Here is a 24,521-nt window from a genome sequence, read left to right as displayed (position 1 = left end):
GGCCTCACTCGGCCGCGAACTGGTTCATCGTGTTGGCGTGACCGCCGGCCTTCAGCGCGCGCTCGCCGCCGACCATCTCCTTGAACGTGTCGCCCAGATCCGAGCCCACCTCGTGCTGATGCTTCACCGCCGAGACCCCGCGGCGGATCTCCTGACGCTGCACCGTCGAGACATAGGCCAGCATCTTCTCCTCGCCGAAGTAGCCGCGGCTCAGCTCGTCCATCGACTTCGCGGTCAGATGGAAGGTCGGCAGCGTGATCAGGTTGTGGAACACGCCCGCACGGGTCGAGATGTCGTGCTGGAAGCGCTGCAACCGCGCATCCGCCTCGCGGCCCAGCTCGGTCGCGTCGAAATCGGCCTTCATCAGCTCGTTGCCCTCGGGGTAATCGCCTTCAGCGATCTTGCCTTCGGCGATCCACTGGCTGCGGACCTGCTTGCGCAGGTTCAGCGTCCAGTTGAAGCTCGGCGAGTTGTTGTAGGTCAGCTTCGCGTTCGGCACCGCCTGACGGATCTCCGACACCATCGCGGCGATCTCGTCGACGTTCGGCGTATCGGTCTCGATCCACAACAGATCCGCGCCGCCGAGCGTCAGGTTGGCGATGCAGTCCTCGACCACCCGCGCCCTGCCGGTGCCGGCCTTGAACGGGAACAGGCCGTTCGGCAGGCGCACCGGCTTCACGAACTGACCGTCCTGATACAGCGCCAGCTCGCCTTCACGCATCGGGTTCTCGGCGGTGATCGGATCGGTCTTCAGCCACTTGATGTACTCCGACGCCAGATCGCCCGGATGCTGGCTGACCGGCACCTTCTGCGTCAGACCGGCGCCAAGGCTGTCGGTGCGCGCCACGATCACGCCCTGATCCACCCCCAGCTCCTCAAAGGCCAGACGGCAGGCGCGCAGCTTCTCGATGAAGTCCTCGCGCGGCACGGTGACCTTGCCGTCCTGATGACCGCACTGCTTGGCGTCCGAGACCTGGTTCTCGATCTGCAGACAGCAGGCCCCCGCCTTGACCATCTCCTTCGCCAGAAGATAGGTCGCGTGCTCGTTGCCGAAGCCCGCGTCGATGTCGGCGATGATCGGCACGACATGGGTTTCGAAGCCGTCGATGGCGGCGATGGCGGCGGCGCGCTCGGCCTCGGTGGTGGCGGCCTTCAGCGTCTTGAACAGATCGTTCAGCGCCACCTCGTCGGCCTGACGCAGCGAGACATAGATCTCCTCGATCAGCTCGACCACGGCGGTCTTCTCATGCATCGACTGGTCGGGCAGATGGCCCCAGGTGTTGCGCAGACCGGCGACCATCCAGCCCGAGAGGTAGACATAGGTCCCCCGCGCCGTGCCGCGCATCCGCTTCACCGCCTTGATCATCTGCTGCGCATGGAACCCCGACCAGCAGCCGAGCGACTGGGTGAAGCGCGTAGGGTCCGCATCATAGGCGGCCATGTCGGCGCGCATCACCCCGGCCATCTCGCGCGCGATATCGAGATGCGTGTTCCAGGTGTTCTGGATCTTCAGCTGCACGATATCCTCGACGGTGACACCGCCCGGCGTCTGCCCCGAGGGGTAGCGCGCCCGCGTCTCGGCCTCGAGTTCGGCATAGGTCTTGCGATGGGTCATGATGGTCTCTCCTCCTGAAAGCGTGTTGCCCGTGTTTTCCCCCGGAGCGCGGCGGCCTCCCTTTCGGCTTTCCGCAAATATCCCGGGGGTGAGGGGGCAGAGCCCCCTCGCTTGTCTTCGTGGCGGCTCAGTCGAGCGCGTTGAGCACCTGATAGGCCGGGGTGGTGATGAAGGCGGGCAGGGTCTCGGCGGTGGCCGCTTCCTGCACGATCCGCGCCGCCGAGGCGTAGTGCCCGCGGTGGAACCCGCCGGGACCGAGCCGGCCGAGGATGCGCACGATCTCCGCCTGGATCAGCTCGGCCAGCCAGTCGGGGTTCAGCCGGCGCTCGCCCGCGTCGGTCTGGATCGGCGCGCCGTGCTTCATCCACTGCCACAGCTGGGCACGGCTGATCTCGGCGGTGGCGGCATCCTCCATCAGGTTGTGGATCGGCACCGCGCCGCGCCCCGACAGCCACGCCGCAAGGTATTCGATGGCGACAGAGATGTTGGTGACCAGACCGACCTCGGTGATCGTGCCCTGATGCGGCTGCAAGAGCATCTCGGGCTCGATCCGCCATTCCTGACGCGGCTTGCGGATCTGGTTCGGCCCCGGCATCTCGGCGTCGAACACTTCCATCGCCACCGGCACCAGATCGGGATGGGCGACCCAGGTCCCGTCATGGCCGAGCGTCACCTCGCGCAGCTTGTCGGCACGCACCCTGGCGAAGGCTTCGGCATTGGCGGCATCGTCGCCCTTGACCGGGATCGCCGCCGACATGCCGCCCATGGCGTGGATGCCGCGCCGGTGGCAGACCTTGACCAGACGCGCCGCGTAGCTCGCCAGGAACGCGCGGTCCATGGTGACCTGGGCGCGGTCGGGCAGCACGCGGCCGGCATGGGCGCGCAGCGTCTTGATGTAGCTGAAGATGTAATCCCAGCGGCCGCAGTTCAGCCCGGCGATATGATCGCGCAGCTCCCAGACGATCTCGTCCATCTCGAAGGCGGCGGGCAGGGTCTCGATCAGCACGGTGGCCTTGATCGTGCCGGCGGGCAGGCCGATGGCCTCCTGCGCGAACACGAACACCTCGTTCCAGAACCGGGCCTCGCGGTGGCTCTCGATCTTCGGCAGGTAGTAGAACGGGCCGCGTCCGGTCTCGGCCAGCGCCCGGCCGTTGTGGAACAGGTGCAGGCCGAAGTCGAACAGCGCCGCCGAGACCGCGTAACCGCCCGAGATCACGTTCGCCTCGGCCATGTGCAGACCGCGCGGACGCACGATCATCACCGCGGTCTCCTCGTTCAGCCGGTAGGCCTTGCCGGTCTTCGGATCGTCGAAGGCGAGCGTGCCCTGAGTGTAGTCGATGCAGTTCTCCTGCCCGGCGATCATGATGTCGAAGCGCGGCGCCGAGGCATCCTCGAAATCCGCCATGAACACCTTCGCGCCAGAGTTCAGCGCGTTGATCATCATCTTGCGCTCGACCGGGCCGGTGATCTCGACGCGGCGGTCAATGAGCGCCGGCGGCACCGGGGCGGCCTGCCACAGGCCGCGGCGGATGTCGGTGGTCTCCTCGAGGTAATCGGGGAGCTTGCCGGCGTCGAAACGTTCCTGACGGCGCTCGCGGGCCACCATCAGCGCGTTCAGCTTCTGGCCGAAGCGCGCCTGAAGCGCGCCGATGAAGTCGAGGGCCTCGGGCGTCAGCACGCGGGCCTGACCCGGAACGTCGCGCAGAACCACGGGACGCTCGGCGTTGCGGATCATGTGGGAAGGCGTTGCAAGGTTCATGGCTCGGGCCTTTCTGCTGGATTCGGTCGATACTGTGATGTTAGTAATGTGGCTGGAGGAGTGAATAAGTATTTGTAAAGAAAGGGTAAGTCTGTAACTTTTGTCACCATGGGCCAACGGAGGTTGTAAGGTCTGTCATGACGGAGAGGGGGGAGAAGCTGATCATCGGCGCGCGTCTGAAACGGCTGCGCAGGACGCTGGGGATCACGCAGGCACAGATGGCGCATGACCTCGGGGTCTCGCCAAGCTACGTGACGCTGATCGAGGCGAACCAGCGCCCGATCAGCGCCAAGCTGTTGTTAAGACTGTCGGAAGTTTACGATTTCGCGCCGCGCGACATCGCCGGCGCGCAGGACATGCAGCTTCAGGGAGAGGTGGAGGCCGCGCTGAAAGACCCGGTTTTCGCCGAGACCGTGGCGCGCAGCGAGATCGAGGATGCGGTGAATGCCTCGCCCGGCCTCGCGCGGGCGCTGCTCAGATTGCACGATCTTTACAGGAGCATGGCGCGCGCGTCGGAGGACAGCCCGCTGTCGGATCGCGAGAAGGTCGAGATGCTGGAGCAGTCGGCCCGTCCGGTCGACGAGGTGCGCAGCTATCTTCAGGCGCGCAGCAACCATATCGACAGCCTCGACCGTGCCGCCGAGGCGCTGGCCGAGGAGCTGCCCATCGACCGCACCGAGCCGCAGATCGTGCTGTCCGAACGGCTGCGCGAGCGGCACGGCTTCCGCGTCCGCATCCTGCCCCATGAGGTGATGCCCGATCATCTTCGGCTGATGGACCCGCATCGCAAGCATCTGAACCTGTCCGAGCGTCTGGATCAGCCCGGCCGGCGCTTTCAGATCGCGGTGCAGCTCGCCCGGCTGGAATATGGCGAGCTGATCGAGAAAGAGGTTCAGGCCGCCCGCTTCTCGCCCGAGGCGGTGCCGCTCGCACGGGCGAGCCTGGCGAATTACTTCGGCGCGGCGCTGCTGATGCCCTACAGCCGCTTCCTGCGCAACGCCGAGACCGAGCATTACGATGTCGAGCTGCTCAGCCAGCGCTTCGGCACCAGTTACGAGCAGGTAGCGCACCGGCTGACCACCCTGCAACGGCCCGAAGCGCGCGGCATTCCGTTCTTCTTCGTGCGCATGGACCGGGCGGGGAACGTGTCGAAACGGTTCAGTGCCGGGCGGTTCCATTTCTCGAAATTCGGCGGCTCCTGTCCGCTGTGGAACGTGCACAGCTGCTTCGAACAGCCCGACCGCGTGCAGACCCAGGTGATCGGGATGCCGGACGGGACGGCGTATTTCTCCATCGCACGGACGGTGACGCGCCATATCGGCAGCTATTCGGAACCTGCGGCGCGCTTCGCCATCGGGCTCGGCTGCGACATCGCCTATGCGCCGCGGCTGATCTATGCCCGGTCGCTCGACCTGACGCAGATCCGCCCGACGCCGGTCGGGGTGAACTGCTACCTGTGCGAGCGGCAGAACTGCGCGTCGCGCGCCTATCCGCCGATCAACCGCCCGTTCCGGTTTTCGGAACGCGAGCGCGGCATCTCCAGCTTCCATTTCGAATCGCCGCATGGCGAGGAGGGCGGGAGCTGAGACCCGGCGAGAGGGCAGGGGGGGAATGAGAAAGGCCGCGCCCGGAAGCGCGGCCTTCGTCTTGTCGGAGGGGGCTGTGGATCAGCTCGGCGTGACGCCGCGCAGACGCTCCGAGCGGCGGCGCAGCAGCTCGACCGTTGCCAGCAGCAGGATCGACACCGCCACGAGGATCGTTGCGACGGCGAGGATCGCCGGGCTGATCTGTTCGCGGATACCGTTCCACATCTGCCGCGGGATGGTCTGCTGATCGTGGCCGGCGATGAACAGCACGGCGACCACTTCGTCGAAGGAGGTGACGAAGGCGAACAGCGCGCCCGACACCACACCCGGCATGATCAGCGGCATCACCACGCGGAAGAACGCGGTGCGCGGGTTGGCGCCGAGGCTTGCGGCCGCGCGCACCAGCGACTGATCGAAGCCCGACAGCGTCGCCGTCACCGTGATGATGACGAAGGGGATACCGAGCGCGGCATGGGCCAGGATGATGCCCGCGTAGCTGCCGGCGAGACGCGCGAATTCGATGTGAACCCCGCCATCGAAGGACAGCATCGGCAGCCGCACCCAGGAGTAGAAGAAGAACATGCCGGTCGCCGAGATGATGATCGGCACGATCATCGGCGAGATCAGCACCGCGGTGATCTGCTTGCGATAGGGCATCTCGGGCCGGGTCAGGCCGAGCGCGGCGATGGTGCCCAGAACCGTCGCCAGAACCGTGGCACTGATACCGATGATGACCGAGTTCTTCGCCACCTGCATCCAGGTCGCGTTCTCCCAGAAGTCCATCCAGAACGACCAGTCGCGCGGCGCCTCGGGATGCTGCATCCCGAAGGTGATGAGCTGATCGTACCAGCGCAGGCTGTAGCCGTTCGGGTCGAAATGCAGCATCTCGGTGGTGAAGGTGAAGTAGGGCTGCGCGTTGAAGCTGAGCGGGATGACGATCAGGATCGGCGCCATCAGGAACAGGAAGATCAGCGCGCAGATCGTCAGATAGCTGTAATGCCAGGTGCGTTCCAGCGGCGAGGCGTAGACGGGTAGGGCCATGGTTTCCTCCTCAGCCGAGCTTCATCTTGTCGATGCCGACGATGCGGTCGTAGATCCAGAAGAAGATCATGACGATCACCAGCAGGATGGTCGAGAGCGCTGCCGCGAGCGACCAGTTCAGCGACTTCTGCATGTGGAAGGCGATCATGTTCGAGATCATCTGCCCATCCGCGCCGCCGACGAGGGCCGGGGTGATGTAGTAGCCCATCGCCAGGATGAACACGAGCAGCCCGCCCGCGCCGAGCCCCGGCAGCGTCTGCGGCAGATAGACCCGGCGGAACGCCGTCCAGGACGTCGCCCCGAGCGAGCGCGCGGCGCGCACATAGCTCGGCGGAATGGTCTTCATCACCGAATAGAGCGGCAGGATGGTGAAGGGCAGCAGGATATGCGTCATCGCGATGATCGTGCCGGTCTCGTTGTACATCATTTCCAGACGATGGCCGTTGTCGATGATGCCGAGCCAGACCAGCAGGTCGTTGATCACGCCTTGCTGTTGCAGCAGCACCATCCACGAGGTCGTGCGCACCAGAAGCGAGGTCCAGAACGGCAGCAGCACCAGGATCATCAGCAGCATCGCGTGACGCATCGGGATGTTCGCCAGCAGGAAGGCGATCGGGAACCCGAGCAGCAGGCACAGCACGGTGATCTCGGCAGACATCACGATGGTGCGCCAGAACAGCTTCTTGTAGACCGCCTGATCCGAGGGCACGGCGACGATATGGCCGTCCGAGGCGCGGGTCATGTCGACGGCGTTCAGGAAGAAGTCGATTGTGTAGGGCGAGGACGCATCGCGCATCGCGCGCCAGACGTTGGGGTCGCCCCACTTGTCGCTCGTCGCGAGGATCGCGTCCTTGTACGGCGGCTTCATCGTGTCGGCCTTGCGCGCGGTCGAGGTGAACAGCGACTGCGTGCCGGAAATGTCATAGTTGATGCGGGTGCCGGCGACACCGGCGGTGCGGTCGGCCTTCATCTGCTTGAGGTCGGCGGCGAGCGCGGCATAGGCGCTTTCGTCGATATCCGAGCCCTCGGGGTGGTCCTTGAACCAGGCCTGCAGCGTCGGTGCGGTCGAGCTGAAGCCGTCGTTGTGCACGGATTGGAACAGCATCTGTCCGATCGGCACGATGAATGTCACCAACACGAACAGGAGAAGCGGCGCCACCAGCAGGAGCGCCTTCTTCCGGCGGGTTGCGAGCGAAGCGGCGAGCGCGGCCTTGAGCGGCTTGCCGTCCGAAGTGGTGAGCGAGGCAGTTTCCGTCATTCCTGATCCCATCGGTCTGTCGGGGTGGGGGCGGGCGCGGGGGCGCTCCAGTCAAGACCCCGGAGGCCCGGGGCCGTCAGGCCCCGGGTGCTGCGGGGAAGGCAGAGCCTTCCCCGGCTGGTCGTGACGTCAGTCTCAGTTCGCCGCGAGCCAGGCGTTGAAGCGCTCGCTCAGCTCGGTCTGATGGTCGACCCAGAACTCCATCGAGGTTTCGAGGGCGTTCTTCATGTTGCCCGGATAGGTCGGCAGGTTCGGCAGCATCTCGGTCTTGCCGTCGTGGAACAGCAGGTCTTCCTTCAGAGCCGACTTGCGGGCCGGGCCGTAGGAGATCCACTGCGCCGAGCGACGCAGACCTTCGGTCGAGGTCGAGTAGGTCAGGAACTTCATCGCGTCCTCGGCGTGCGGCGCACCCTTCGGGATCGCGAACATCTCGTTCTCGTAGACCTGGCCGTCCCAGACGATGACGAAGGGCTTGTGCTCGTCGGCGACGGCGTTGAAGATACGGCCGTTGTAGGCGGTGGTCATGACGACTTCGCCATCGGCGAGCAGCTGCGGCGCCTGCGCACCGGCTTCCCACCACACGATGTCCTTCTTGATCGTGTCGAGCTTCTTGAACGCGCGGTCGAGACCTTCCGGCGTGGCGAGAACCTTGTACACGTCGGCGGCCGGAACGCCGTCAGCCATCAGCGCGATTTCCAGAACCGCCTTCGGGCGCTTGTTCACGCCACGCTTGCCGGGGAACTTCTTGGTGTCGAAGAAATCGGCGATGGTGGTCGGCTTTTCGCCCGGGAACTTGGTCGAATCGTAGGCGTAGACGTTCGCCCAGATGTCGGTCGAGACGCCGCAGTCGGTCAGAGCGCCGGGCAGGAAGTCCTCGGTTGCCGGGGTGCCATCGGGCGCCGGAGCCAGCTTCGAGGCGTCGATCGGCTCGAGCAGACCTTCGTCGCACATCCGCACCGCGTCAGCGTATTCGAGCGAGGCGATGTCGACCGAGACGTTGCCGGCCTCGACCTGCGCCTTGATCGGGGTGGCCGGGTTGTCGGCGTCGATCATGGTGGTCTTGATGCCGAACTTCTCGGCGAAGGGCTTCACGTAGGCTTCGGTCTGCGCCTTGCCGTAGCTGCCGCCCCAGCTCATCACGACCACGTCGGCCTGAGCGGCCGCGCCCATGCAGCAGGTCAGCGCCGTGGTGAGGATCAGTTTCTTCATTCGTTCAACTCCCGGTTGCATTGTTTGTTGGTATTTGGTGCCGATCATTCGATCGGGTCGAGGGCGCGGGCATCCGCCGGATGCCAGCCGATTTTCAGCTTCTGGCCCGCGGCAAGACGGGTCTGACCCATCGTGTTGCGGGATTTCATCACGAAATCTTCGGTTCCGGCGACCCGCATCCGGGTGCGGAAGATGTCGCCCATGTAGATGACCTCGATCACTTCGGCGTCGATCATGTAGGCGCCTGCGGGGATCATCTCGGACTTGTGTTCCACGCGTTCGGGACGGATCGAGACCAGAGTCTCCTGCCCGACGTGACGGATGTTGACGGGCGTGGCGGTGATCAGCTCGCCGGTCTGCAGCCGAACGGTGCAGTGATCGCCGTCCAGCGCCTCGACGGTGCCCGGCAGCTTGTTGTTCTCGCCGATGAACTGGGCGACGAAGCTGTTCTTCGGACGCTCGTAAAGCTCATCGGGCGGGGCCAGCTGCTGGATGCGTCCGTCGTTGAACACGGCAACGCGGTCCGACATGGTCAGCGCTTCGCCCTGGTCATGGGTGACGTAGACCACGGTGATGCCGAGACGGTCATGCAACGCCTTGATCTCGTATTGCATGTGCTCGCGCAGCTGCTTGTCGAGCGCGCCGAGCGGCTCGTCCATCAGCACCAGTTCCGGATCGAACACCAGCGCCCGGGCCAGCGCGATACGCTGACACTGACCGCCCGACATCTGGCCGGGACGGCGCGCGGCGAACTTGCCCATCTGCACCATGTCCAGGGCGCGGGTGACTTTCTCCTCGCGCTCGGCCTTGTCCATGCCGCGCACTTCCAGCGGGAAGGAGAGGTTCTCCGCCACCGTCATGTGCGGGAACAGGGCGTAGTTCTGGAACACCATGCCGATGCCGCGCTTGTGCGGCGGCATTTCGTTGATGTTCACCCCGTTCAGCAGAATCTGCCCGCGCGTCGCGGTCTCGAAACCGGCGAGCATCATCAGGCAGGTGGTCTTGCCCGAGCCCGACGGCCCGAGCATGGTCAGAAATTCACCTTTCCCGATGGAGAGGTTGAGGTCCTTCACGACCAGATTTTCGCCATCATAGCTCTTCTGGACATGATCGAATACGACGAAAGGTTCGCCGGTCTGGATAGTCGACAACGCGGGCTCCCCATGGATTTTGTAATTAGTTGTTCCCGTGAACCGAAGACTAGACGGGCCTTACACAAGAATTCAACTGTTCATGAACATTCCTGCGGGTTGGCGTCTGTCGGGGCGGCAAGAAAACCGGAAAACCGCCCGGTCGCGACCTTCGAAGACCCAACAGCGACAGGGGGTTCCGGGGGTGGCGATCATTTCTTCGGCAGATTTTGAACAATGCTGTCCGGAATGTGCGTGTATATGCCAAAATGCGGGATGAAATGTCGATTGTGGCGAAAAATACGCAGACGAATCATCCGTCGTCCCTGCTGATTCGGAGTGGATTCGTGCGTGGCAGAGGGTGATTCCCGCAGTTGTCTGCCTCCCGGCGGGTCAAACCGGCGCGCGACGGAGGGGGGCGGGCCACTTCGGGGGGGCGCCATTTGCTCCCCTGTCCATCCCCGGGTCTTCCCATGGGTTATCCCCGTATATTGTGTCTGCCCCCTGAGTTATCCACGACAAATGGCTTTACAGCCTTCCCCCCTCGTCTCACGATATATGGTATGAGCGGCGCAACCAGACGCCGGTATTTGTGGGACACCGCCGAAAACGCGCCTCGGTCGCGGGCCTGGCGGAAGAACGGGGAGAGGGCCGGATGGCTGCGACGGAAGACTATCTCGAGGTCGGCGATCTGCATCCGATCGACGTCGTGGAGGACCTCGCTCAGGCCCACGAATGGGATTTCGACCGCGTGGCCGACGATCAGATCGCGATGATGGTCGAGGGTCAGTGGCGCACCTATTCGATCACGCTCGCCTGGTCCGAACAGGACGAGACCCTGCGCCTGATCTCGACCTTCGAACTCGACGCCCCTGCCGAGCGGCATGGCGCGTTCTACGACCTTCTCAACCGCATCAACGATCAGTGCTGGATGGGGGCTTTCGCGCTCTGGCCGGATCAGAAGATGATGGTGTGGCGCAATGGGCTGTGCCTGGCGGGCGGGCAATGCGCCTCGACCGAGCAGGTCGACCGTATGATCGGCGCCGCCGTCGTCGCGGCCGAGCGCTTCTATCCCGCGATGCAGCTGGTGTGCTGGGCGGGCGAAACCCCGGCTCAGGCGATGAAGGTCGCCATTGCAGAGGCCTATGGCCGTGCCTAATGTCGCCCCCTGAAAGGGGAACGACATGGATTTCAAGGCGATCGAGGCACGTGGTCTGGTCCTTCTGGGGCATGGCAAGATGGGCGGGGCGCTGCTTTCGGGCTGGCTGCGTCAGGGGCTGAATCCGCAGGCGGTGCAGGTGATCACGCCGCACCCGTCCGAGGCGCTGAAAGCCACGGGCGTGCGCATCGGCGGCCCGGTTCCCTCGGATGCCGCGGTGGCGGTGGTCGCGGTCAAGCCGCAGAAGATGGCCGGTGCGCTGCCGCAGCTCGCACCGCTCGGCGGGGGCAGGACGCTGTTCGTGTCCGTCGCGGCGGGGATCCGCCTTGCCGCTTATGAGGCGGTTCTGGGCGCCGGCACCCCGGTCGTGCGCGCCATGCCCAACACCCCGGCCGCGATCGGTCAGGGCATCACCCCGATCATCGGCAATGCCTCGGCCTCCGAGGCCGATCTCACGCTCGCCGAGGGGCTTCTCTCCGCGGTCGGTCAGGTGGTGCGGCTCGATGCCGAAAGCCAGATGGATGCGGTGACGGCGGTTTCGGGCTCCGGCCCGGCCTATGTGTTCCACCTGATCGAGACGCTCGCCGCCGCCGGCGTGGCCGAGGGGCTGTCGCCCGAGCTCGCGCTGACGCTCGCGCGCGCGACGGTCGCCGGGGCGGGGGCGCTGGCGATGCAGTCGCCCGACGATCCGGCGCAGCTGCGCATCAATGTCACCTCGCCGGGCGGGACCACGGCCGCCGCCCTCGCCGTGCTGATGGAGGCCGAGACCGGCTTCCCCGGCCTGCTGAACCGCGCCGTCCATGCCGCCGCCGAACGGGGAAGGGAACTCGGGAAATGACCGCGACCTATGACGACTTCCTGAAACTCGACATCCGCGTCGGTGTCATCGTCAAGGCCGAGGCCTTCCCGCAGGCGCGCAAACCCGCCTACAAGCTGACCATCGACTTCGGCCCCGAGATCGGCGAGCGCCGGTCTTCGGCGCAGATCACCGCGCATTACACGCCCGAGAGCCTGATCGGGCAGCAGGTGCTGGGCGTGGTGAACTTCCCGCCGCGCCAGATCGGGCCGTTCATCTCCGAGGTGCTGACGCTCGGCCTGCCCGACGCGACGGGCGAGGTCGTGCTGATCGGTCCGAAATCCGATGTGCCGGTCGGAGGGAAGCTGTTTTGATGAAACTTCTGGTCACCCGGGCGCTGACCCCTGCGGTCGAACGCCGCGTCGCCGCGGAATTCGACACCACCTTTCGCAACGGATCGGTGCCGCTGACCGAGGCCGAGGCGCGCCAGGCACTGGCGGACTATGACGCACTTCTGGTCACTCTGGGCGACAAGATGACCGCAGCGGCCTTCGAGGGAACCCCCCGGGCGCGGATCGTCGCGAATTTCGGCGTGGGCTACAATCACATCGACGTCGCGGCGGCGAAGGCGCAGGGCATCGTGGTGACCAACACGCCCGGCGCCGTCACCGACGCCACCGCCGACATCGGCATGATGCTGATCCTGATGAGTGCGCGCCGCGCCGGCGCGGGCGAGCGTTTCGTGCGCGCGGGTCAGTGGACCGGCTGGACGCCGACGCAGTTCCTCGGCCACCATGTCAGCGGCAAGACGGTGGGCATCATCGGTTTCGGCCGGATCGGCGCGGCCATCGCGCGGCGCTGCCATTTCGGCTTCGGGATGAGCGTGCTTTACCACAACCGCTCGCCGCGCGCGGCCGATTTCCCCGCGCGGCAGGTGAGCCTGGACGAGCTGCTCGGCGGCTCGGATTTCGTGGTGGTGGCGGTGCCCGCCTCGCCCGAGACCCGGTACATGATCGGCGCGGAGGCTTTCGCCAAGATGCAGCCGCACGCGCATTTCATCAACATCGCGCGCGGTGACATCGTCGACGAACCGGCGCTGATCGCCGCGCTTCAGGCAGGCCGGATCGCCGGTGCCGGCCTCGACGTGTTCGAGCGCGAGCCCTTCGTCCCCGAAGAACTTCGCGCGATGGAGAACGTCACCTTGCTGCCGCATCTCGGCACCGCAGCGCTCGAGGTGCGCGATTCGATGGGGTTCATGGCGCTCGACAATCTGATCGCCTTCCGCGACGGCCTGCCGCCGCCGAACGCTGTCTGAGACGGATTTCCCGGGACCGTCCGGCCTGTTTCGCGCGGGCCGGGCGTGTTTTCCTTGACTTTCATGCGCTCAGGCCCCATGTGCCGGAAGTCCGAGATCCGCTGCCCGCGTGAGCAGCCGCCCCCGTAACCCGGCCAGAGCCGAGACGACAAGGGGGACAAGATCCGGATATCAGGCCTCAGATCACGCGGGGGGCCAGCGGGAGACAACCCCGCGCCCGCCCGCCTGCCGTGCCTTCCCGCGCGGCGATCCGTTTCGCGCGCTGCCGCGCGCCATGAAAGAAAAGATTTGGAAAACTTCGACAACCTCGGCCTCGCGCCGATCCTTTTGCAGAACCTCGCGGGCCTCGGGCTGATCAAGCCGACGCCGATCCAGGAACAGGGCATCCCGCATATCGTGCGCGGCCGCGACCTGCTGGGTCTGGCGCAGACCGGCACCGGCAAGACTGCCGCGTTCGGTCTGCCGATGCTGACCCGCATCATCGCCTATGGCAAGCGCCCGGCGCCGAAGACGGTGCGTGCGCTGGTTCTGGCGCCGACGCGCGAACTGGCGACGCAGATCCATGACAACCTCGCCGCCTTCGCCAAGGACGCGCCGGTGCGCATCCAGCGCGTGGTGGGCGGTGCCTCGATCAACGCGCAGTCGGAAAAGCTCGCCAAGGGCACCGATGTGCTGATCGCGACGCCCGGCCGTCTGCTCGACCTGCTCGAACGCCGCGCGCTGGTGCTGTCCGAGACCAAGTATCTGGTCCTCGACGAGGCGGACCAGATGCTCGACATCGGGTTCATCCATGCGCTGCGCCGCATCGCCAAGCTGATCCCGGCCGAGCGTCAGACCATGCTGTTCTCGGCCACCATGCCGAAGCTGATGGAAGAGCTGGCGCAGAGCTATCTGACCGATCCGGTGCGGATCGAGGCCGCGCCTCCGGGCAAGGCCGCCGACCGTATCGAGCAGGGCGTGCATTTCACCACCCAGGGCGACAAGGCGGCGCTGCTGGCGGAATATCTGTCGAAGCATGTCGACGAGCTGTCGATCGTGTTCTCGCGCACCAAGCATGGCGCCGACAAGCTGGCGAACCTTTTGGAAAAGTGGGGCTTCTCGGTCGCCGCGATCCACGGCAACAAGTCGCAGAACCAGCGTGAGCGCGCGCTTGCCGCGTTCCGCGCCGGCGAGATCAAGGTGCTGATCGCGACCGACGTGGCCGCGCGTGGCATCGACATCCCGCAGGTGGCCTTCGTCTACAACTACGACCTGCCGAACGTGCCCGACAACTACGTGCACCGCATCGGGCGCACCGCGCGTGCGGGCCGGGCCGGCACCGCGATCGCCTTCTGCGCCCCGGCCGAGATGGACGAGCTGAAGTCGATCGAGAAGACCATGGGTCAGAAGATCCCGGTGATCGGCGGCGAGCCCCATGCCGCGGCCGAGGTCGCTCGCGCCGCGCAGCAGCAGCCCAAGCAGGGCCGCAAGCCGCATCGCGGTCAGGCTGGTCAGGGCCAGCGCCCGCCGCGTGCCGAAGGGGCCGCGTCGAAGCCGCGTGCCGCCAAGCCCGCGCCGAAGCCGCAGGCGAAGCCCGCCGACGGCGGTGCCGCCCGTCCGCGCCGTCGTCGCCCCGCGACCGCTGCCGCTGAGTAAGTCTGGCGCGGAACACCTCCGGTGATCTGAACCGATCTCGCGAAAGGGCCCTTCGGGGCCCTTTCTCATGTCCCGGGGGCGGGTGGCGGCTTGCTCCGCGCGGGCCTTCGCGCTACCCCGCCGCGCATGGCCAAGCTGTATTTCCATTACTCGACGATGAACGCCGGCAAGAGCACGATCCTGCTCCAGGCCTCGCACAATTATATCGAGCGGGGGATGCAAACCTTCCTCGTCACCGCCGGGTTCGACGGCCGCGCCGGCACCGGCCGGATCGCCAGCCGCATCGGCATCGGCGCCGAGGCCGCCTGTTTCGACGCCACGACCGACATGTTCGCGATGATCTATCGGCGCCTTTCCGAAGGCCCCTGCGCCTGCGTCTTCGTCGACGAGGCGCAGTTCCTCAGCCGCGAGCAGGTCTGGCAGCTCGCCCGCGCGGTCGACGACCTCGACGTGCCGGTGATGTGCTACGGGCTGCGCGTCGATTTCCGGGGCGAGCTGTTTCCCGGCTCGGCGGCGCTTCTGGCGCTCGCCGACGAGATGCGCGAGGTCCGCACGATCTGCCATTGCGGCCGCAAGGCGACGATGGTGGTGCGCCTCGGGCCGGACGGTCAGGTGGCACGCGAAGGCGCGCAGGTGCAGATCGGCGGCAACGAGACCTATGTGGCGCTGTGCCGCCGTCACTGGCGCGAGGCGATGGGCGACTGATCTCGCCCCGGATCAGGCCCGGTCGGCGGTATCCATCCAGATCGTGATGGGGCCGTCGTTCAGCAGGCTCACCTTCATGTCGGCGCCGAACTCGCCCATCTCGACGGGCAGCGAGAGTTCGCGCAGCGCCGTGGCGAAGCGCTGATAAAGCAGGTTGCCCTGATCGGGCGGCGCGGCGGTGGAGAAGCCCGGGCGGTTGCCCGAGGACGTATCGGCCGCGAGCGTGAACTGGCTGACCACCAGGCAAGACCCGCCGACGTCGAGGACCGAGCGGTTCATCTTGTCGTTCTCGTCGCGGAAGATCCGGCATTTCGCGACGCGCGCGGCGAGCTTGTCGGCCTGCACCTCGGTATCGCCCTGCATCGCGCAGACGAGGATCAGCAGCCCCGGCCCGATCTGGCCGGTGATGCGGCCCTCGACCTCGACCCTGGCATGGGCGACGCGTTGCAGAAGGGCTCTCATGTCTCGGACTCCGACAGTTCGTGTTTCCAGGGAGGGTTGGCGCCGGCGCGGGTGACGTTGACGGCGGCGGCCGCGACGCCAAGCGCCAGCGCTTCGGCGATCAGCCTGTCCGGCGCGGCATCGAGTGCCGCGCGGTCAAGCGCCCCGGCCGCTGCAAGCGATGCCAGCAGCCCGGCGTTGAACGTGTCGCCCGCGCCGACGGTATCGACGACCTGCGCGCGGCGTGCCGGCACCCGCACCTCGCCCGCCGGGCGCAGCGCCACCGCGCCTTCTGCGCCGCGGGTCAGCACGATCAGGCCGGGGCCGAGCGCCAGCAGCCCGCGCGCGCGGTCGGTGGCCTCGCCCTCGGGGCCCGAGATCCAGTCGAGATCGTCCCCGGACAGTTTCACGATATCGGCGAGCGCCATCAGCCGGCCGAGCCTTGCGCGGAACGCCGCCTCATCGGCGATGAAACCGGGGCGGATATTCGGGTCGAGCACGATCAGCCGCCGGCCGGCCTCGCGCCGGGCGAGGGCCTCGTAGGCGCTGGCGCAGGGCTCGACCGCGAGAGAGATGCCGCCCAGAAACAGCGCGCCGCCCGTGGCATCGGGCGGGGGCAGGGCGGGGATGTCATCAGGGGTCAGCATCCGGCCCGCGGTCGCCTCGTCATAGAAGGCATAGCGCGCCTCGCCATCCGTCAGCGTCACGAAGGCGAGCGTGGTGGGGCGCGCGCTGCGGATCAGACAGCCGGTTTCGACACCCGAGGCGGTCAGCCCCCCGGCCAGCATCGCGCCGAAGAGATCGTGCGACACCCCCGAGATCAGCGCCACCCGCGCCCCGAGCCGGCCGAGCGCCACCGCCGTGTTGAACACCGAGCCGCCGGGATGGGGCACGAAGGCCGTGTCCCCCGCATCGGTCCGGCCGGGCAACATGTCGATCAGCGCTTCGCCGGCGCAGAAGATCCGGGCCATCAGCGGTTTCCGTTCATGTAGTAAAGCACCCCGGCCACGATCAGCACCGCCGCCACCGCCGCGGCGATCTTCCACGGCGACCACGGCCGGTCGCCCTGCACCTGCCCGGTCTGGGCGTTGACCACGAAGGTGAAGGCGCGGCCCTGGAAGCGATAGGCGGCGGTCCAGATCGGCAGAAGGATGTGCTTGAACGTCTCGTCCGAGAAGCGCGGATCCATCGCGTCGATCTGCTGGCGGTCGCCGCCGATGTCGCGCCGGATGTCGGTCTGGATCACCGCGACCATTTCGGCGGTGGCCTGCTCGTGGCCTTCGGAGAGCTCCTGCGTGTAGCCCTCGGCCGAGAAACCGGCGAGGTAATCGGTGCGGTAATCGCGCAGCGCCGACAGATCCCAGGGGCTGAGACCCGCGACATGATCGGGCGCAAGGGTCTTCGCCGCATAGATCAGCACGTCGTCGAAATCGCGCGCCACCGCGCCCGAGACCGCGGTCCAGCGGATCCGCTCGACCTGCTCGGTGCGCATCTGCGGCCGGCCGTCGACCATCACCTCGACGGTGCGGGTCTCGTAATAGACATCGCCGCGCTGGCCGTCGTAGCGGGTGTGGGTGCTGGCGTCGAAGGTCCAGAACGGCGCATAGACGCCGGTCATCCGCCGCCCCTTGCGCGCGTATTGCGCCAGCCCCGATGGGGCGAACCACAGCGAGCCGAGCCAGCGCGTCAGCGCCTCGCGCGCCTGTTCCTCGCTCAATACGAAGGGCAGCACGCCCTGCGGCTTGATCCGGCGCCGGGTGCCGGTGTCGGTGACGACGGGGGTGGCGCAGAACGGGCAGGTGGTGGCGTGCTCGGCCCCGGAAAGGCCGATCTCGGCGCCGCAGTTCGGGCAGCGCAGCGCGCGTGTTTCTTCGATGTCCTCGGCGGGCAGGTCGTTGCGCAGGCCCTGTTCGAGGGGCAGCTCGACCAGACGCGACTGGCCGCGCCCGACCGCGCTCGGGATCGCCTGCTCATGGCCGCAATGCGAACAGACCAGCCGGTCCTGTCCCGGCGCGAAGGTCAGATCGGCACCGCAGGCCTCGCAGGGGAAATGTCGTTCGGTGTCGGTGGCCGATGCCGCGGCGCGGCGGGGCACTTTCGGGATCTGGATCATGGCCGCACGGTTCCCGGCTGTCGGACGTTCTCGGTTCGCATCGTCACATGACTGTCAACGAAACCGCTTATCGCGGAGGCCGACAGATGCGACGAGAGGATTTCCATCATGAAGACGGCATTCATTCTTTGTGCCACGAGCGCGCTGGCCTCGGTCTGGCTGGCGGGCGCGGCCCGGGCCGATGAGGTCCAGATGCTGGACGCCCCAGTCATCCCACTTGCCGACGTCACGTTCAAGAGCGGCCAGACGACGGCGCTGAGCGTGGGTTACGGTTCGGGCGCGACGCACCGGGCGGGCGAGGACGCGGGGCTGATCTACACCATCACCGACCGCGGCCCGAACATCGCCTGTGACGAGGCGAAGGATCTGACCGGCGCCGATACCGATGCGATGTGCGCGGGCGACAAGGACGGCAAGATCTTCCCGGTGCCGGGTTTCGATCCGACGATCTACGCGCTGCGCATCGAGGGCGAGAAGGTGTCCGTCGCGGGCGCCTATCCGCTTCTCGGCACGGACGGCAAGAAGCTGAGCGGGATCTCGGTTCCGCTGGCGAAGAACCCGACCGAGAAGCCCTATGCCGCCGATGGCAGCCTGATGGCGCAGAACCCGAACGGCTTCGACAGCGAATCGCTCGCCCGTCTGGCCGATGGCAGCTTCTGGATCTCGGATGAATACGGCCCCTCGATCTCGCATGTGGCGGCGGATGGCAAGGTGCTCGACCGTCTGGTGCCGGCCGGGACCGAGGGCGATTATGCCCAGGCGGATTACCCGGTTCACGGCAAGCTGCCGGCGATCCTCGTCAAGCGCGAGCTGAACCGCGGTCTCGAATCCATCGCCGTCTCGCCCGACGAGGCGACGCTGTATTTCGTGATGCAGAGCCCGCTCGCCAATCCGGACGAGGCGGCGTTCAAGTCCTCGCGCCTGCTGCGTCTGTTCAGCTTCGACCGCAAGGCCGAGGCGGTGAAGCACGAATATGTCTATCAGATCGACACGCCCGACGCCTTCAAGGCCGACAATGCCAAGAAGGCGCGCAAGCAGGGCGACGTGAAAGTGTCCGAGATGGTGGCGATCGGGCCCGATCGTCTGCTGGTGCTGGAACGGATCTCGAAGACGACGCTGCTTTACGAGGTCGATCTGGCCGGCGCGACGCCGCTTCCGGCGCGGTTCGACGATGTGGCGACAAAGCCGAGCCTCGAACAGCTGAAATCCGAGGATCTGGCCGCCGCCGGCATCGTGCCGCTGAAGAAGACGCTGATCTTCAACAGCGACGATCACGCCGGGATGCCCGACAAGATCGAGGGCGTGGCGGTGATCGACCCGAAGACGCTGGTTCTGGTGACCGACAACGATTTCGGCATCGACGGGGCGAAGACGAAAATGGTGCGCGTCACCCTCGACAAGCCGCTGAACTGAGGCGGTTTCGTCGCGATGACATGGCAAGGGGCGGCTCGTCGGAGCCGCCCCTGTTGCGTTTCCGGGGGTCTCGTCAGGCCTGCGGCACCGGGGGCACGGGCGGCACGGGCGGCGGCTGGAGGGTGAACAGCGGGGCGAGTTCGGCGATCTCGCCGGCGGCTTTCCAGCCGTCCTGACCGGGCGACCAGACCAGCGTGTCGCGGCTCAGCTCGCCCGAGGTGACCTGCTGGCCGAGGGCCGCGCGGCTGTAAGGCCCGCTCGCCTGACCGTTCACCGCGACATGCCAGACCGTCTCGGCCGGAACCGGCGGCGGGACGGCGACAGGCTGGGCGGTGGGCTGGGCGGCGGCCTGCGGGGCGATACCGGGCGCCGCGCCCGGCGTCTGTCCCCAGGGGCCCCACCCTTGCGCCATCTGACCTTGGGCCATCTGCGATCCCATCGCCATGCCCATGCCGGCACCGATCCCGGCGCCCATCGCCGTTCCCATCCCGGCCGAGGCGCCGGACCCCGGCTGCCCCATCGCCTCGGCGGCATTGAACTGCATGTAGCGGTTCAGATCGCCCACGATCCCCATCGAGGTGCGCTTGTCGAGCACCGCTTCGACCGCATCGGGCAGCGAGATGTTCTCGACGTAGAATTCCGGGATCGACAGGCCATAGGCGGCGATGGTCGGCTCGATCGCCTTTGTCACCAGCTTGCCGAAATCGGCGGTGTTCGCCGCCATGTCCAGCACCGGCACCTGAGACGAGGCGACGACGCGGCTGAACTCCTGCACGATCACGTTGCGGATCTGGAAGCTGATCTCGTCGGCGGTGAACTCGCCATCGGTTCCGACGATCTCGGACATGAATTTCGCCGGGTCCGCGACGCGCATCGAATAGCTGCCGAAGGCGCGCAGCCGCACCATGCCGAATTCGCTGTCACGGCAGATCACCGGGTTCTTCGTGCCCCATTTCTGGTCGTTGAACCGGGTGGTGTTGACGAAATAGATCTCGGACTTGAACGGCGAGTGAAAGCCGTGGTCCCAGTGCTGCAAGGTGGTCAGGATCGGCATGTTGTTGGTCTCGAGCTGGTAGAGACCGGGCTTGAACACGTCGGCGATCTGGCCCTCGTGGACGAAGACGGCGGCCTGCCCCTCGCGCACGGTCAGCTTGGCGCCGTATTTGATCGCGTGATCGTAGCGCTCGAAGCGCCAGACCATCGTGTCGCGGGTGTCGTCGGTCCATTCGATGACGTCGATGAACTCGCCGGACAGGAAATCGAGAATGCCCATCATGTCCTCCTAGGGATGTGCGCCGCGCGGCCCGGTTCGGGTCGGGCCGATCAGCCCGGTGGCGATGTCGCTGACCACGGGGCGGGCCTGGGTTTCGGTCATGCCCGGGCGCAAGGCCGGGTCGTAAAGGATGCGCAGCAGCATTTCGTCGTGTCGGGTCAGGCGCGAGAATTCCTCGTCGTCGTTGAAGATCGAGGGTCGCGCCTCGGGGCTGTCGTTCGCGAGCCCCATGCCCTGCGCCAGCTCCTCCTCGATGCAGGAGCTGCGCAGCCGCGCCGGCAGCTCTGCCCGGATCACCGCAATGGCGCGCGAATAGTCGTAACGCACCGGCGGCGAGAAGGCGAAGACCACGCAGAAGTTCGACGGCGCCAGATCGGTGATCGCGCGCAGCGAGGCCCGGTCGATCCCCGGCACCAGCGTCTTCAGTTGCGGGCCGAGCGCGCGGCGCTCGTCCTCGTTCAACACGAAGACGGTGAAATTGCCCCCCTCCGGCACCAGCGAAACCGGATGCCCCGAGGCGCGCTGCAATCGTGTGGCATAGGCGCGGATCTCGGCGTCCGTCGCGCGACGCTGTGCCTGAGGCACCGAGGCACCGTATTGCGTCACCATCCGCACCGGCTGTTCCCAGCGGCGCAGATGGCTCGGCGTCAACCGCGCGATGAACCCACGCCCGGCATCGGCATATTCGTCGTAAAGCGCGATGCGCAGGAAGTCCCCGATCAGCCGCTCGCGGGTGAGCGGCGCATCCTTCGGCGCGATCTCGGTGCGCATCAGCCCCTGTGCGCGCAGGCTGCGTTCGACATCGGCATAATAGGCCCTCATCGCGCGGCTGAGCACTCCGGGCGGCAGGGGTTTGCCCTCGGCATCGGTCGGGGGTTCTGTCTCGGCCAGAGTGGAGACGGGCGTTGCGGCGGGCGGATCGGCGGCGGGGACGGCGGCGCATCCCGCCATCCAGACGGCCAGAGCCCCCCACAGCCCCCGCCGCAGTGCGGGGATCAAAACGGCCATCGCGCGTCAGGCCGCAGGCTGCGCGGGCGCATCGGCATGGGCCTTCGCCGAGGTCAGCGTTTCGCGCAGCTTGCCTTCCATCTCGGTCAGATCCTTTTCGGCTGCGGCGCGGCGCGCCTTGCCCTCGTCGGCGATGCGCAGGCTGTCTTCGATGGTGGCGATCAGCTCGGCATTCGCGGTCTTCACCGCCTCGATGTCGAAGATGCCGCGCTCCATCTCGGTGCGCACGGCCTGATTGGCCTGACGCAGGTTCTTCGCGTTCGCGGTCAGAAGCTCGTTGGTCAGATCGGCCGCCTGTTTGACCGCGCCCGCCGCCTCGGCCGAGCGCTGGATCGTCACCGCCTGAGCGAGCTGCGTCTCCCACAGCGGGACGGTGTTCACCAGTGTCGAATTGATCTTGGTAATCAGAGACTTGTCGTTTTCCTGCACCAGCCGGATCGAGGGCAGGGCCTGCATCGTCACCTGACGGGTCAGTTTCAGATCGTGCACCCGGCGCTCCAGATCGTCGCGGGCCGAACGCAGATCGCGCAGCTCCTGAGCGCGCAGGATCTTCTGATCCTCCGGCGCGGCCTCGACCTCGGCTTCCTTCGCCGGCACGACGGTCGCGTCGATCTCGGCGAGCTTCGCCTCGCCCGCCGCGATATAGAGCGCCAGCTCGTCATAGAAACCGAGCGTCTTGCTGTAGAGCTGATCGAGGCCCTTCACGTCCTTCAGCAGCTTCATCTCGTGCGATTCGAGCTCGGCGGTGATCGTGTCGATCTGGTCCTGCACCTTCTCGAAGCGCGACAGGAACCGCGCGAAAGGCGCGGCGCGGCCGGTGATCTTCTCCCACAGGCTGCGCTCGCGCCGCACGTCGAGTTCCGACACCGAGAAGCCGCGCAGCGCGGTCACGATCTGCCCGAGGCTGTCGCCCGCCGGCCCCAGATCCTTGTTCTTCACATCGCCCAGCATCTGCTGGCTGATGGTCTGCAGCTCGGTCTGCGCCTTCGCGCCGAAATACAGCACCGAGCCCGAATCGCCGAGCGTCACCTCAGCCATCCGGGCGCGGATCTCGGCCGCGACGGGGGCGGGGGCCTCGGCCAGGGGAACGACGGTGCTGTTCGGCGGCGGCAACGCGGTGTTCGCGACGGCTTCGATCTCGGCGACGGTCCCGGCGGATTGGGCGCGGACGGTATCGGTCATGCGGTTTTCCCTTCTGGGCGGTGGCGGAACGGCCCGCCGGCATTCGTGAAGCGGTATCGGTGAAGCGGTTTTCGTCGAAGTTGTGCCCCGTTCGGAGCGCTCCGGTGCATATTCCCCCGCAGTTCGGGGCAGAACAACCGAAACTTTCGTGTCTCAGCTCTCGGGCGGGGGGGGCGTTTCGGCGACGGGGTCCGCGCGCAGACCTTCGCGGCTCAGCCGCTCGCGCAGCACCTCGATTTCCAGGGTGAGATCCTGCCGGCCGCCCTCGATCAGGGTGCGGGTGCGGGAGGCGAAATCGGTTTCGAGGTCTGTCAGCAATGCCTCATAGGCGGTGCGGGCGGCGGTGTCGCGATGCGCGATCCACAGCTCGACGAAGCGGCTCGTCGCGTCGCGGGCCCCGTCGAGGTAGACGCCCATATAGCGCCGCGCGAGCGCGAGATCGCCCGGATCCTGTTCGACGGCGCGAAACAGCGCCTGCGCGCCCCGGGCGAAACGCTCCACCCGGTCGCTCAGCGCGATGTCGCCGGTGCGCCGGATCGCCTCGCGCATCTCGGTCAGGCGTTTCTCGCCCTCGGCGATGGCGCGGGCGGCGCGGTCGTGCTGGATGCCGTCGAAGCCCTCCATCCCCTTGTCACGCAGCGGGTCGGGGCCGAAGGCGGTCAGCGCGAGGATCGCGGCCACCGCTCCGATGGCGATGGCACCGAGCATCCCCGCCTGTCCCGCGCCGAGCCCGAGGCCCAGCCCGAAGACGATGGAGCCGAGGATCTTGCGCGGCAGGACCGGGCGGCGGGCGGCGCTGCGCGCCTGCCATGCGGCTTCGGCCTTCAGCCCCTCGCGGATGAGAAATGCCGCGCCCGCGACCAGCGCGAAGGCGCCGAGGCCGCGGATCAGCGCGCCCGGCCCGCCGCCGAAGGCCGAGGGCAGAAACGGGATCGCCGCGACGATCAGCCAGACCGGGCGCCGCGCCAGCGGATGCACGGGCTCGGCGGCGGTGACCGTCCGGCCGGGGGCGACGCCGGAGTATCCCGGGCTGTCGGATGTGCCCGCATCCATCGGTTGCGGGCTGTATTTGCCGCCGAACCGCTGCGCCATCTCAGACCGTTCCCTTCAGCGCGACCGAGAGGGTCAGCGCGAAAGCCAGCCAGAAGGCGAGCGTTCGGACGAATTTCAGCGACATCTTGGCCTCCGGGGACGGGATGCAGTTCCCTGAGAGTATGAACTGCATCGCCGCCGATCCAGAGGGGGATCAGTCCTTTTTCGGGCCGCGCTTCGGAGCGCCGCCGCGCGGGCCGGTGCCCGGACCCTTGCTGAACGATCCCTTGCCGAACGAACCCTTGTTGGCCGGGCCCTTGTTGAACGGGCGATCTCCGCGCGGTTTGTCACCGAAGGAGCGCTCGCCACGCGGCTTGTCGCTGAACGGACGATCCCCACGGGGCTTGTCGCTGTAAGGACGGTCGCTGCGCGGTTTGTCACCGAAGGAGCGCTCGCCACGCGGCTTGTCGCTGAACGGACGGTCCCCACGGGGCTTGTCGCTGTAAGGACGGTCGCTGCGCGGTTTGTCACCGAAGGAGCGCTCGCCACGCGGCTTGTCGCTGAACGGACGGTCCCCCCGCGGCTTGTCGCTGTAAGGACGGTCGCTGCGCGGTTTGTCACCGAAGGAGCGCTCGCCACGCGGCTTGTCGCTGAACGGACGGTCCCCACGGGGCTTGTCGCTGTAAGGACGGTCGCTGCGCGGTTTGTCACCGAAGGAGCGCTCGCCACGCGGCTTGTCGCTGAACGGACGGTCCCCCCGCGGCTTGTCGCTGTAAGGACGGTCGCTGCGCGGTTTGTCACCGAAGGAGCGCTCGCCACGCGGCTTGTCGCTGAACGGACGGTCCCCCCGC

Annotated in this window: 22 protein-coding genes and 1 pseudogene; 8 read left to right on the top strand and 15 right to left on the bottom strand. The window is 66.9% G+C overall.

Translation table 11 applies throughout. The features are described 5' to 3' along the window. Positions 1-4: 4 nt before the first annotated feature. Together CG50_RS01610 and aceB are read right to left on the bottom strand one after the other, a co-directional pair. On the bottom strand, positions 5-1,615 hold the full coding sequence (locus tag CG50_RS01610) for an isocitrate lyase (protein WP_036634459.1): 1,611 nt from the start codon (positions 1,613-1,615) through the stop codon (positions 5-7). A 127-nt stretch (positions 1,616-1,742) separates the two neighbouring features. Next, positions 1,743-3,374 carry a malate synthase A gene (aceB, locus tag CG50_RS01605; RefSeq protein ID WP_081880236.1) on the bottom strand — a complete coding sequence of 544 codons (1,632 nt, stop codon included), beginning with the start codon at positions 3,372-3,374 and terminating at the stop codon, positions 1,743-1,745. 137 nt (positions 3,375-3,511) lie between these two features. Between aceB and CG50_RS01600 the strand changes: the two genes are divergently transcribed. Next, positions 3,512-4,960, top strand: a complete 1,449-nt coding sequence (locus CG50_RS01600; protein ID WP_036634456.1) for a helix-turn-helix domain-containing protein — start codon at positions 3,512-3,514, stop codon at positions 4,958-4,960. Between the two features lie 81 nt (positions 4,961-5,041). On the opposite strand, the gene CG50_RS01595 is transcribed toward CG50_RS01600, so the two are convergent. From CG50_RS01595 to CG50_RS01580, 4 genes are all read right to left on the bottom strand, one after another. Beyond that, positions 5,042-6,001 carry an ABC transporter permease gene (locus CG50_RS01595; RefSeq protein WP_036634455.1) on the bottom strand — a complete coding sequence of 320 codons (960 nt, stop codon included), beginning with the start codon at positions 5,999-6,001 and terminating at the stop codon, positions 5,042-5,044. 10 nt (positions 6,002-6,011) lie between these two features. Continuing rightward, the gene (locus tag CG50_RS01590; RefSeq protein ID WP_152559398.1) at positions 6,012-7,259 is read right to left on the bottom strand and encodes an ABC transporter permease; all 1,248 of its coding nucleotides are present in this window, start codon (positions 7,257-7,259) and stop codon (positions 6,012-6,014) included. A 135-nt stretch (positions 7,260-7,394) separates the two neighbouring features. Continuing rightward, entirely contained in the window at positions 7,395-8,468 is a 1,074-nt protein-coding gene (locus CG50_RS01585; protein ID WP_036634452.1) for an ABC transporter substrate-binding protein, read from the bottom strand. Positions 8,469-8,512: 44 nt separating this feature from the next. Then, the gene (locus CG50_RS01580; protein WP_036634451.1) at positions 8,513-9,619 is read right to left on the bottom strand and encodes an ABC transporter ATP-binding protein; all 1,107 of its coding nucleotides are present in this window, start codon (positions 9,617-9,619) and stop codon (positions 8,513-8,515) included. A 634-nt stretch (positions 9,620-10,253) separates the two neighbouring features. Here CG50_RS01580 and CG50_RS01575 point away from each other — a divergent pair. From CG50_RS01575 to CG50_RS01550, 6 genes are all read left to right on the top strand, one after another. Next, complete coding sequence (locus CG50_RS01575) at positions 10,254-10,757, top strand: type III secretion system chaperone family protein (protein ID WP_036634449.1); 504 nt, start codon at positions 10,254-10,256, stop codon at positions 10,755-10,757. 25 nt (positions 10,758-10,782) lie between these two features. Continuing rightward, positions 10,783-11,595, top strand: a complete 813-nt coding sequence (gene proC / locus CG50_RS01570; protein WP_036634447.1) for a pyrroline-5-carboxylate reductase — start codon at positions 10,783-10,785, stop codon at positions 11,593-11,595. After that, complete coding sequence (locus CG50_RS01565) at positions 11,592-11,927, top strand: tRNA-binding protein (RefSeq protein WP_036634445.1); 336 nt, start codon at positions 11,592-11,594, stop codon at positions 11,925-11,927. Before proC ends, CG50_RS01565 begins: the two co-directional genes overlap by 4 nt. Beyond that, positions 11,927-12,868 carry a 2-hydroxyacid dehydrogenase gene (locus CG50_RS01560; RefSeq protein ID WP_036634444.1) on the top strand — a complete coding sequence of 314 codons (942 nt, stop codon included), beginning with the start codon at positions 11,927-11,929 and terminating at the stop codon, positions 12,866-12,868. The genes CG50_RS01565 and CG50_RS01560 overlap by 1 nt, the downstream gene beginning before the upstream one ends. A gap of 288 nt (positions 12,869-13,156) precedes the next feature. Then, complete coding sequence (locus CG50_RS01555; RefSeq protein WP_036634442.1) at positions 13,157-14,503, top strand: DEAD/DEAH box helicase; 1,347 nt, start codon at positions 13,157-13,159, stop codon at positions 14,501-14,503. A 126-nt stretch (positions 14,504-14,629) separates the two neighbouring features. Next, positions 14,630-15,208: a thymidine kinase gene (locus tag CG50_RS01550; RefSeq protein WP_036634441.1), complete on the top strand. Its 579-nt coding sequence runs from the start codon at positions 14,630-14,632 to the stop codon at positions 15,206-15,208. A 12-nt stretch (positions 15,209-15,220) separates the two neighbouring features. Here the strand turns inward: CG50_RS01550 and dtd are convergent, their stop codons facing one another. Genes dtd through CG50_RS01535 form a run of 3 tightly spaced genes read right to left on the bottom strand, consistent with a single transcriptional unit; the run spans position 15,221 to position 17,762 of the window. After that, the gene (gene dtd / locus CG50_RS01545; RefSeq protein WP_036634440.1) at positions 15,221-15,670 is read right to left on the bottom strand and encodes a D-aminoacyl-tRNA deacylase; all 450 of its coding nucleotides are present in this window, start codon (positions 15,668-15,670) and stop codon (positions 15,221-15,223) included. Then, a complete protein-coding gene (locus tag CG50_RS01540; RefSeq protein WP_036634438.1) occupies positions 15,667-16,620 on the bottom strand; it encodes a carbohydrate kinase family protein in 954 nt (317 codons plus the stop codon). The genes dtd and CG50_RS01540 overlap by 4 nt, the downstream gene beginning before the upstream one ends. After that, positions 16,620-17,762, bottom strand: coding sequence for a primosomal protein N' (replication factor Y) - superfamily II helicase (locus CG50_RS01535; RefSeq protein ID WP_051909362.1), 1,143 nt, complete (start codon positions 17,760-17,762; stop codon positions 16,620-16,622). Before CG50_RS01535 ends, CG50_RS01540 begins: the two co-directional genes overlap by 1 nt. Before the next feature lie 108 nt (positions 17,763-17,870). Between CG50_RS01535 and CG50_RS01530 the strand changes: the two genes are divergently transcribed. After that, the gene (locus tag CG50_RS01530; protein WP_036634436.1) at positions 17,871-19,175 is read left to right on the top strand and encodes an esterase-like activity of phytase family protein; all 1,305 of its coding nucleotides are present in this window, start codon (positions 17,871-17,873) and stop codon (positions 19,173-19,175) included. Positions 19,176-19,248: 73 nt separating this feature from the next. Here the strand turns inward: CG50_RS01530 and CG50_RS01525 are convergent, their stop codons facing one another. The 6 genes and pseudogenes from CG50_RS01525 to CG50_RS01505 form a co-directional block, all read right to left on the bottom strand. After that, positions 19,249-20,448 carry an SPFH domain-containing protein gene (locus CG50_RS01525; protein ID WP_036634596.1) on the bottom strand — a complete coding sequence of 400 codons (1,200 nt, stop codon included), beginning with the start codon at positions 20,446-20,448 and terminating at the stop codon, positions 19,249-19,251. A 9-nt stretch (positions 20,449-20,457) separates the two neighbouring features. After that, on the bottom strand, positions 20,458-21,456 hold the full coding sequence (locus CG50_RS01520; protein WP_051909359.1) for a DUF2927 domain-containing protein: 999 nt from the start codon (positions 21,454-21,456) through the stop codon (positions 20,458-20,460). A 6-nt stretch (positions 21,457-21,462) separates the two neighbouring features. Then, on the bottom strand, positions 21,463-22,638 hold the full coding sequence (locus CG50_RS01515; protein WP_036634433.1) for a toxic anion resistance protein: 1,176 nt from the start codon (positions 22,636-22,638) through the stop codon (positions 21,463-21,465). A gap of 153 nt (positions 22,639-22,791) precedes the next feature. Continuing rightward, positions 22,792-23,730: a 5-bromo-4-chloroindolyl phosphate hydrolysis family protein gene (locus tag CG50_RS01510; RefSeq protein ID WP_051909358.1), complete on the bottom strand. Its 939-nt coding sequence runs from the start codon at positions 23,728-23,730 to the stop codon at positions 22,792-22,794. Between the two features lies 1 nt (position 23,731). Further along, the gene (locus CG50_RS17470) at positions 23,732-23,863 is read right to left on the bottom strand and encodes a hypothetical protein (RefSeq protein ID WP_275452228.1); all 132 of its coding nucleotides are present in this window, start codon (positions 23,861-23,863) and stop codon (positions 23,732-23,734) included. Positions 23,864-23,884: 21 nt separating this feature from the next. Next, positions 23,885-24,521, bottom strand: a pseudogene (locus CG50_RS01505) (pseudouridine synthase); the annotation flags it as partial.

The organism is Paenirhodobacter enshiensis (assembly GCF_000740785.1).
In the GTDB taxonomy this organism is placed as follows: Bacteria; Pseudomonadota; Alphaproteobacteria; order Rhodobacterales; family Rhodobacteraceae; genus Rhodobacter; species Rhodobacter enshiensis.
This window is presented reverse-complemented; position numbering and strand designations above follow the sequence as displayed.

What these genes read in the sequence shown, in the direction of transcription:
- CG50_RS01610 (WP_036634459.1), bottom strand. Translation starts at nt 1,615, where the DNA reads ATGACCCATCGCAAGACCTATGCCGAACTCGAGGCCGAGACGCGGGCG.
- aceB (WP_081880236.1), bottom strand. Translation starts at nt 3,374, where the DNA reads ATGAACCTTGCAACGCCTTCCCACATGATCCGCAACGCCGAGCGTCCC.
- CG50_RS01600 (WP_036634456.1), top strand. Translation starts at nt 3,512, where the DNA reads ATGACGGAGAGGGGGGAGAAGCTGATCATCGGCGCGCGTCTGAAACGG.
- CG50_RS01595 (WP_036634455.1), bottom strand. Translation starts at nt 6,001, where the DNA reads ATGGCCCTACCCGTCTACGCCTCGCCGCTGGAACGCACCTGGCATTAC.
- CG50_RS01590 (WP_152559398.1), bottom strand. Translation starts at nt 7,259, where the DNA reads ATGACGGAAACTGCCTCGCTCACCACTTCGGACGGCAAGCCGCTCAAG.
- CG50_RS01585 (WP_036634452.1), bottom strand. Translation starts at nt 8,468, where the DNA reads ATGAAGAAACTGATCCTCACCACGGCGCTGACCTGCTGCATGGGCGCG.
- CG50_RS01575 (WP_036634449.1), top strand. Translation starts at nt 10,254, where the DNA reads ATGGCTGCGACGGAAGACTATCTCGAGGTCGGCGATCTGCATCCGATC.
- proC (WP_036634447.1), top strand. Translation starts at nt 10,783, where the DNA reads ATGGATTTCAAGGCGATCGAGGCACGTGGTCTGGTCCTTCTGGGGCAT.
- CG50_RS01565 (WP_036634445.1), top strand. Translation starts at nt 11,592, where the DNA reads ATGACCGCGACCTATGACGACTTCCTGAAACTCGACATCCGCGTCGGT.
- CG50_RS01560 (WP_036634444.1), top strand. Translation starts at nt 11,927, where the DNA reads ATGAAACTTCTGGTCACCCGGGCGCTGACCCCTGCGGTCGAACGCCGC.
- CG50_RS01550 (WP_036634441.1), top strand. Translation starts at nt 14,630, where the DNA reads ATGGCCAAGCTGTATTTCCATTACTCGACGATGAACGCCGGCAAGAGC.
- dtd (WP_036634440.1), bottom strand. Translation starts at nt 15,670, where the DNA reads ATGAGAGCCCTTCTGCAACGCGTCGCCCATGCCAGGGTCGAGGTCGAG.
- CG50_RS01540 (WP_036634438.1), bottom strand. Translation starts at nt 16,620, where the DNA reads ATGGCCCGGATCTTCTGCGCCGGCGAAGCGCTGATCGACATGTTGCCC.
- CG50_RS01535 (WP_051909362.1), bottom strand. Translation starts at nt 17,762, where the DNA reads ATGATCCAGATCCCGAAAGTGCCCCGCCGCGCCGCGGCATCGGCCACC.
- CG50_RS01530 (WP_036634436.1), top strand. Translation starts at nt 17,871, where the DNA reads ATGAAGACGGCATTCATTCTTTGTGCCACGAGCGCGCTGGCCTCGGTC.
- CG50_RS01525 (WP_036634596.1), bottom strand. Translation starts at nt 20,448, where the DNA reads ATGGGCATTCTCGATTTCCTGTCCGGCGAGTTCATCGACGTCATCGAA.
- CG50_RS01520 (WP_051909359.1), bottom strand. Translation starts at nt 21,456, where the DNA reads ATGGCCGTTTTGATCCCCGCACTGCGGCGGGGGCTGTGGGGGGCTCTG.
- CG50_RS01515 (WP_036634433.1), bottom strand. Translation starts at nt 22,638, where the DNA reads ATGACCGATACCGTCCGCGCCCAATCCGCCGGGACCGTCGCCGAGATC.
- CG50_RS01510 (WP_051909358.1), bottom strand. Translation starts at nt 23,730, where the DNA reads ATGGCGCAGCGGTTCGGCGGCAAATACAGCCCGCAACCGATGGATGCG.
- CG50_RS17470 (WP_275452228.1), bottom strand. Translation starts at nt 23,863, where the DNA reads ATGCAGTTCATACTCTCAGGGAACTGCATCCCGTCCCCGGAGGCCAAG.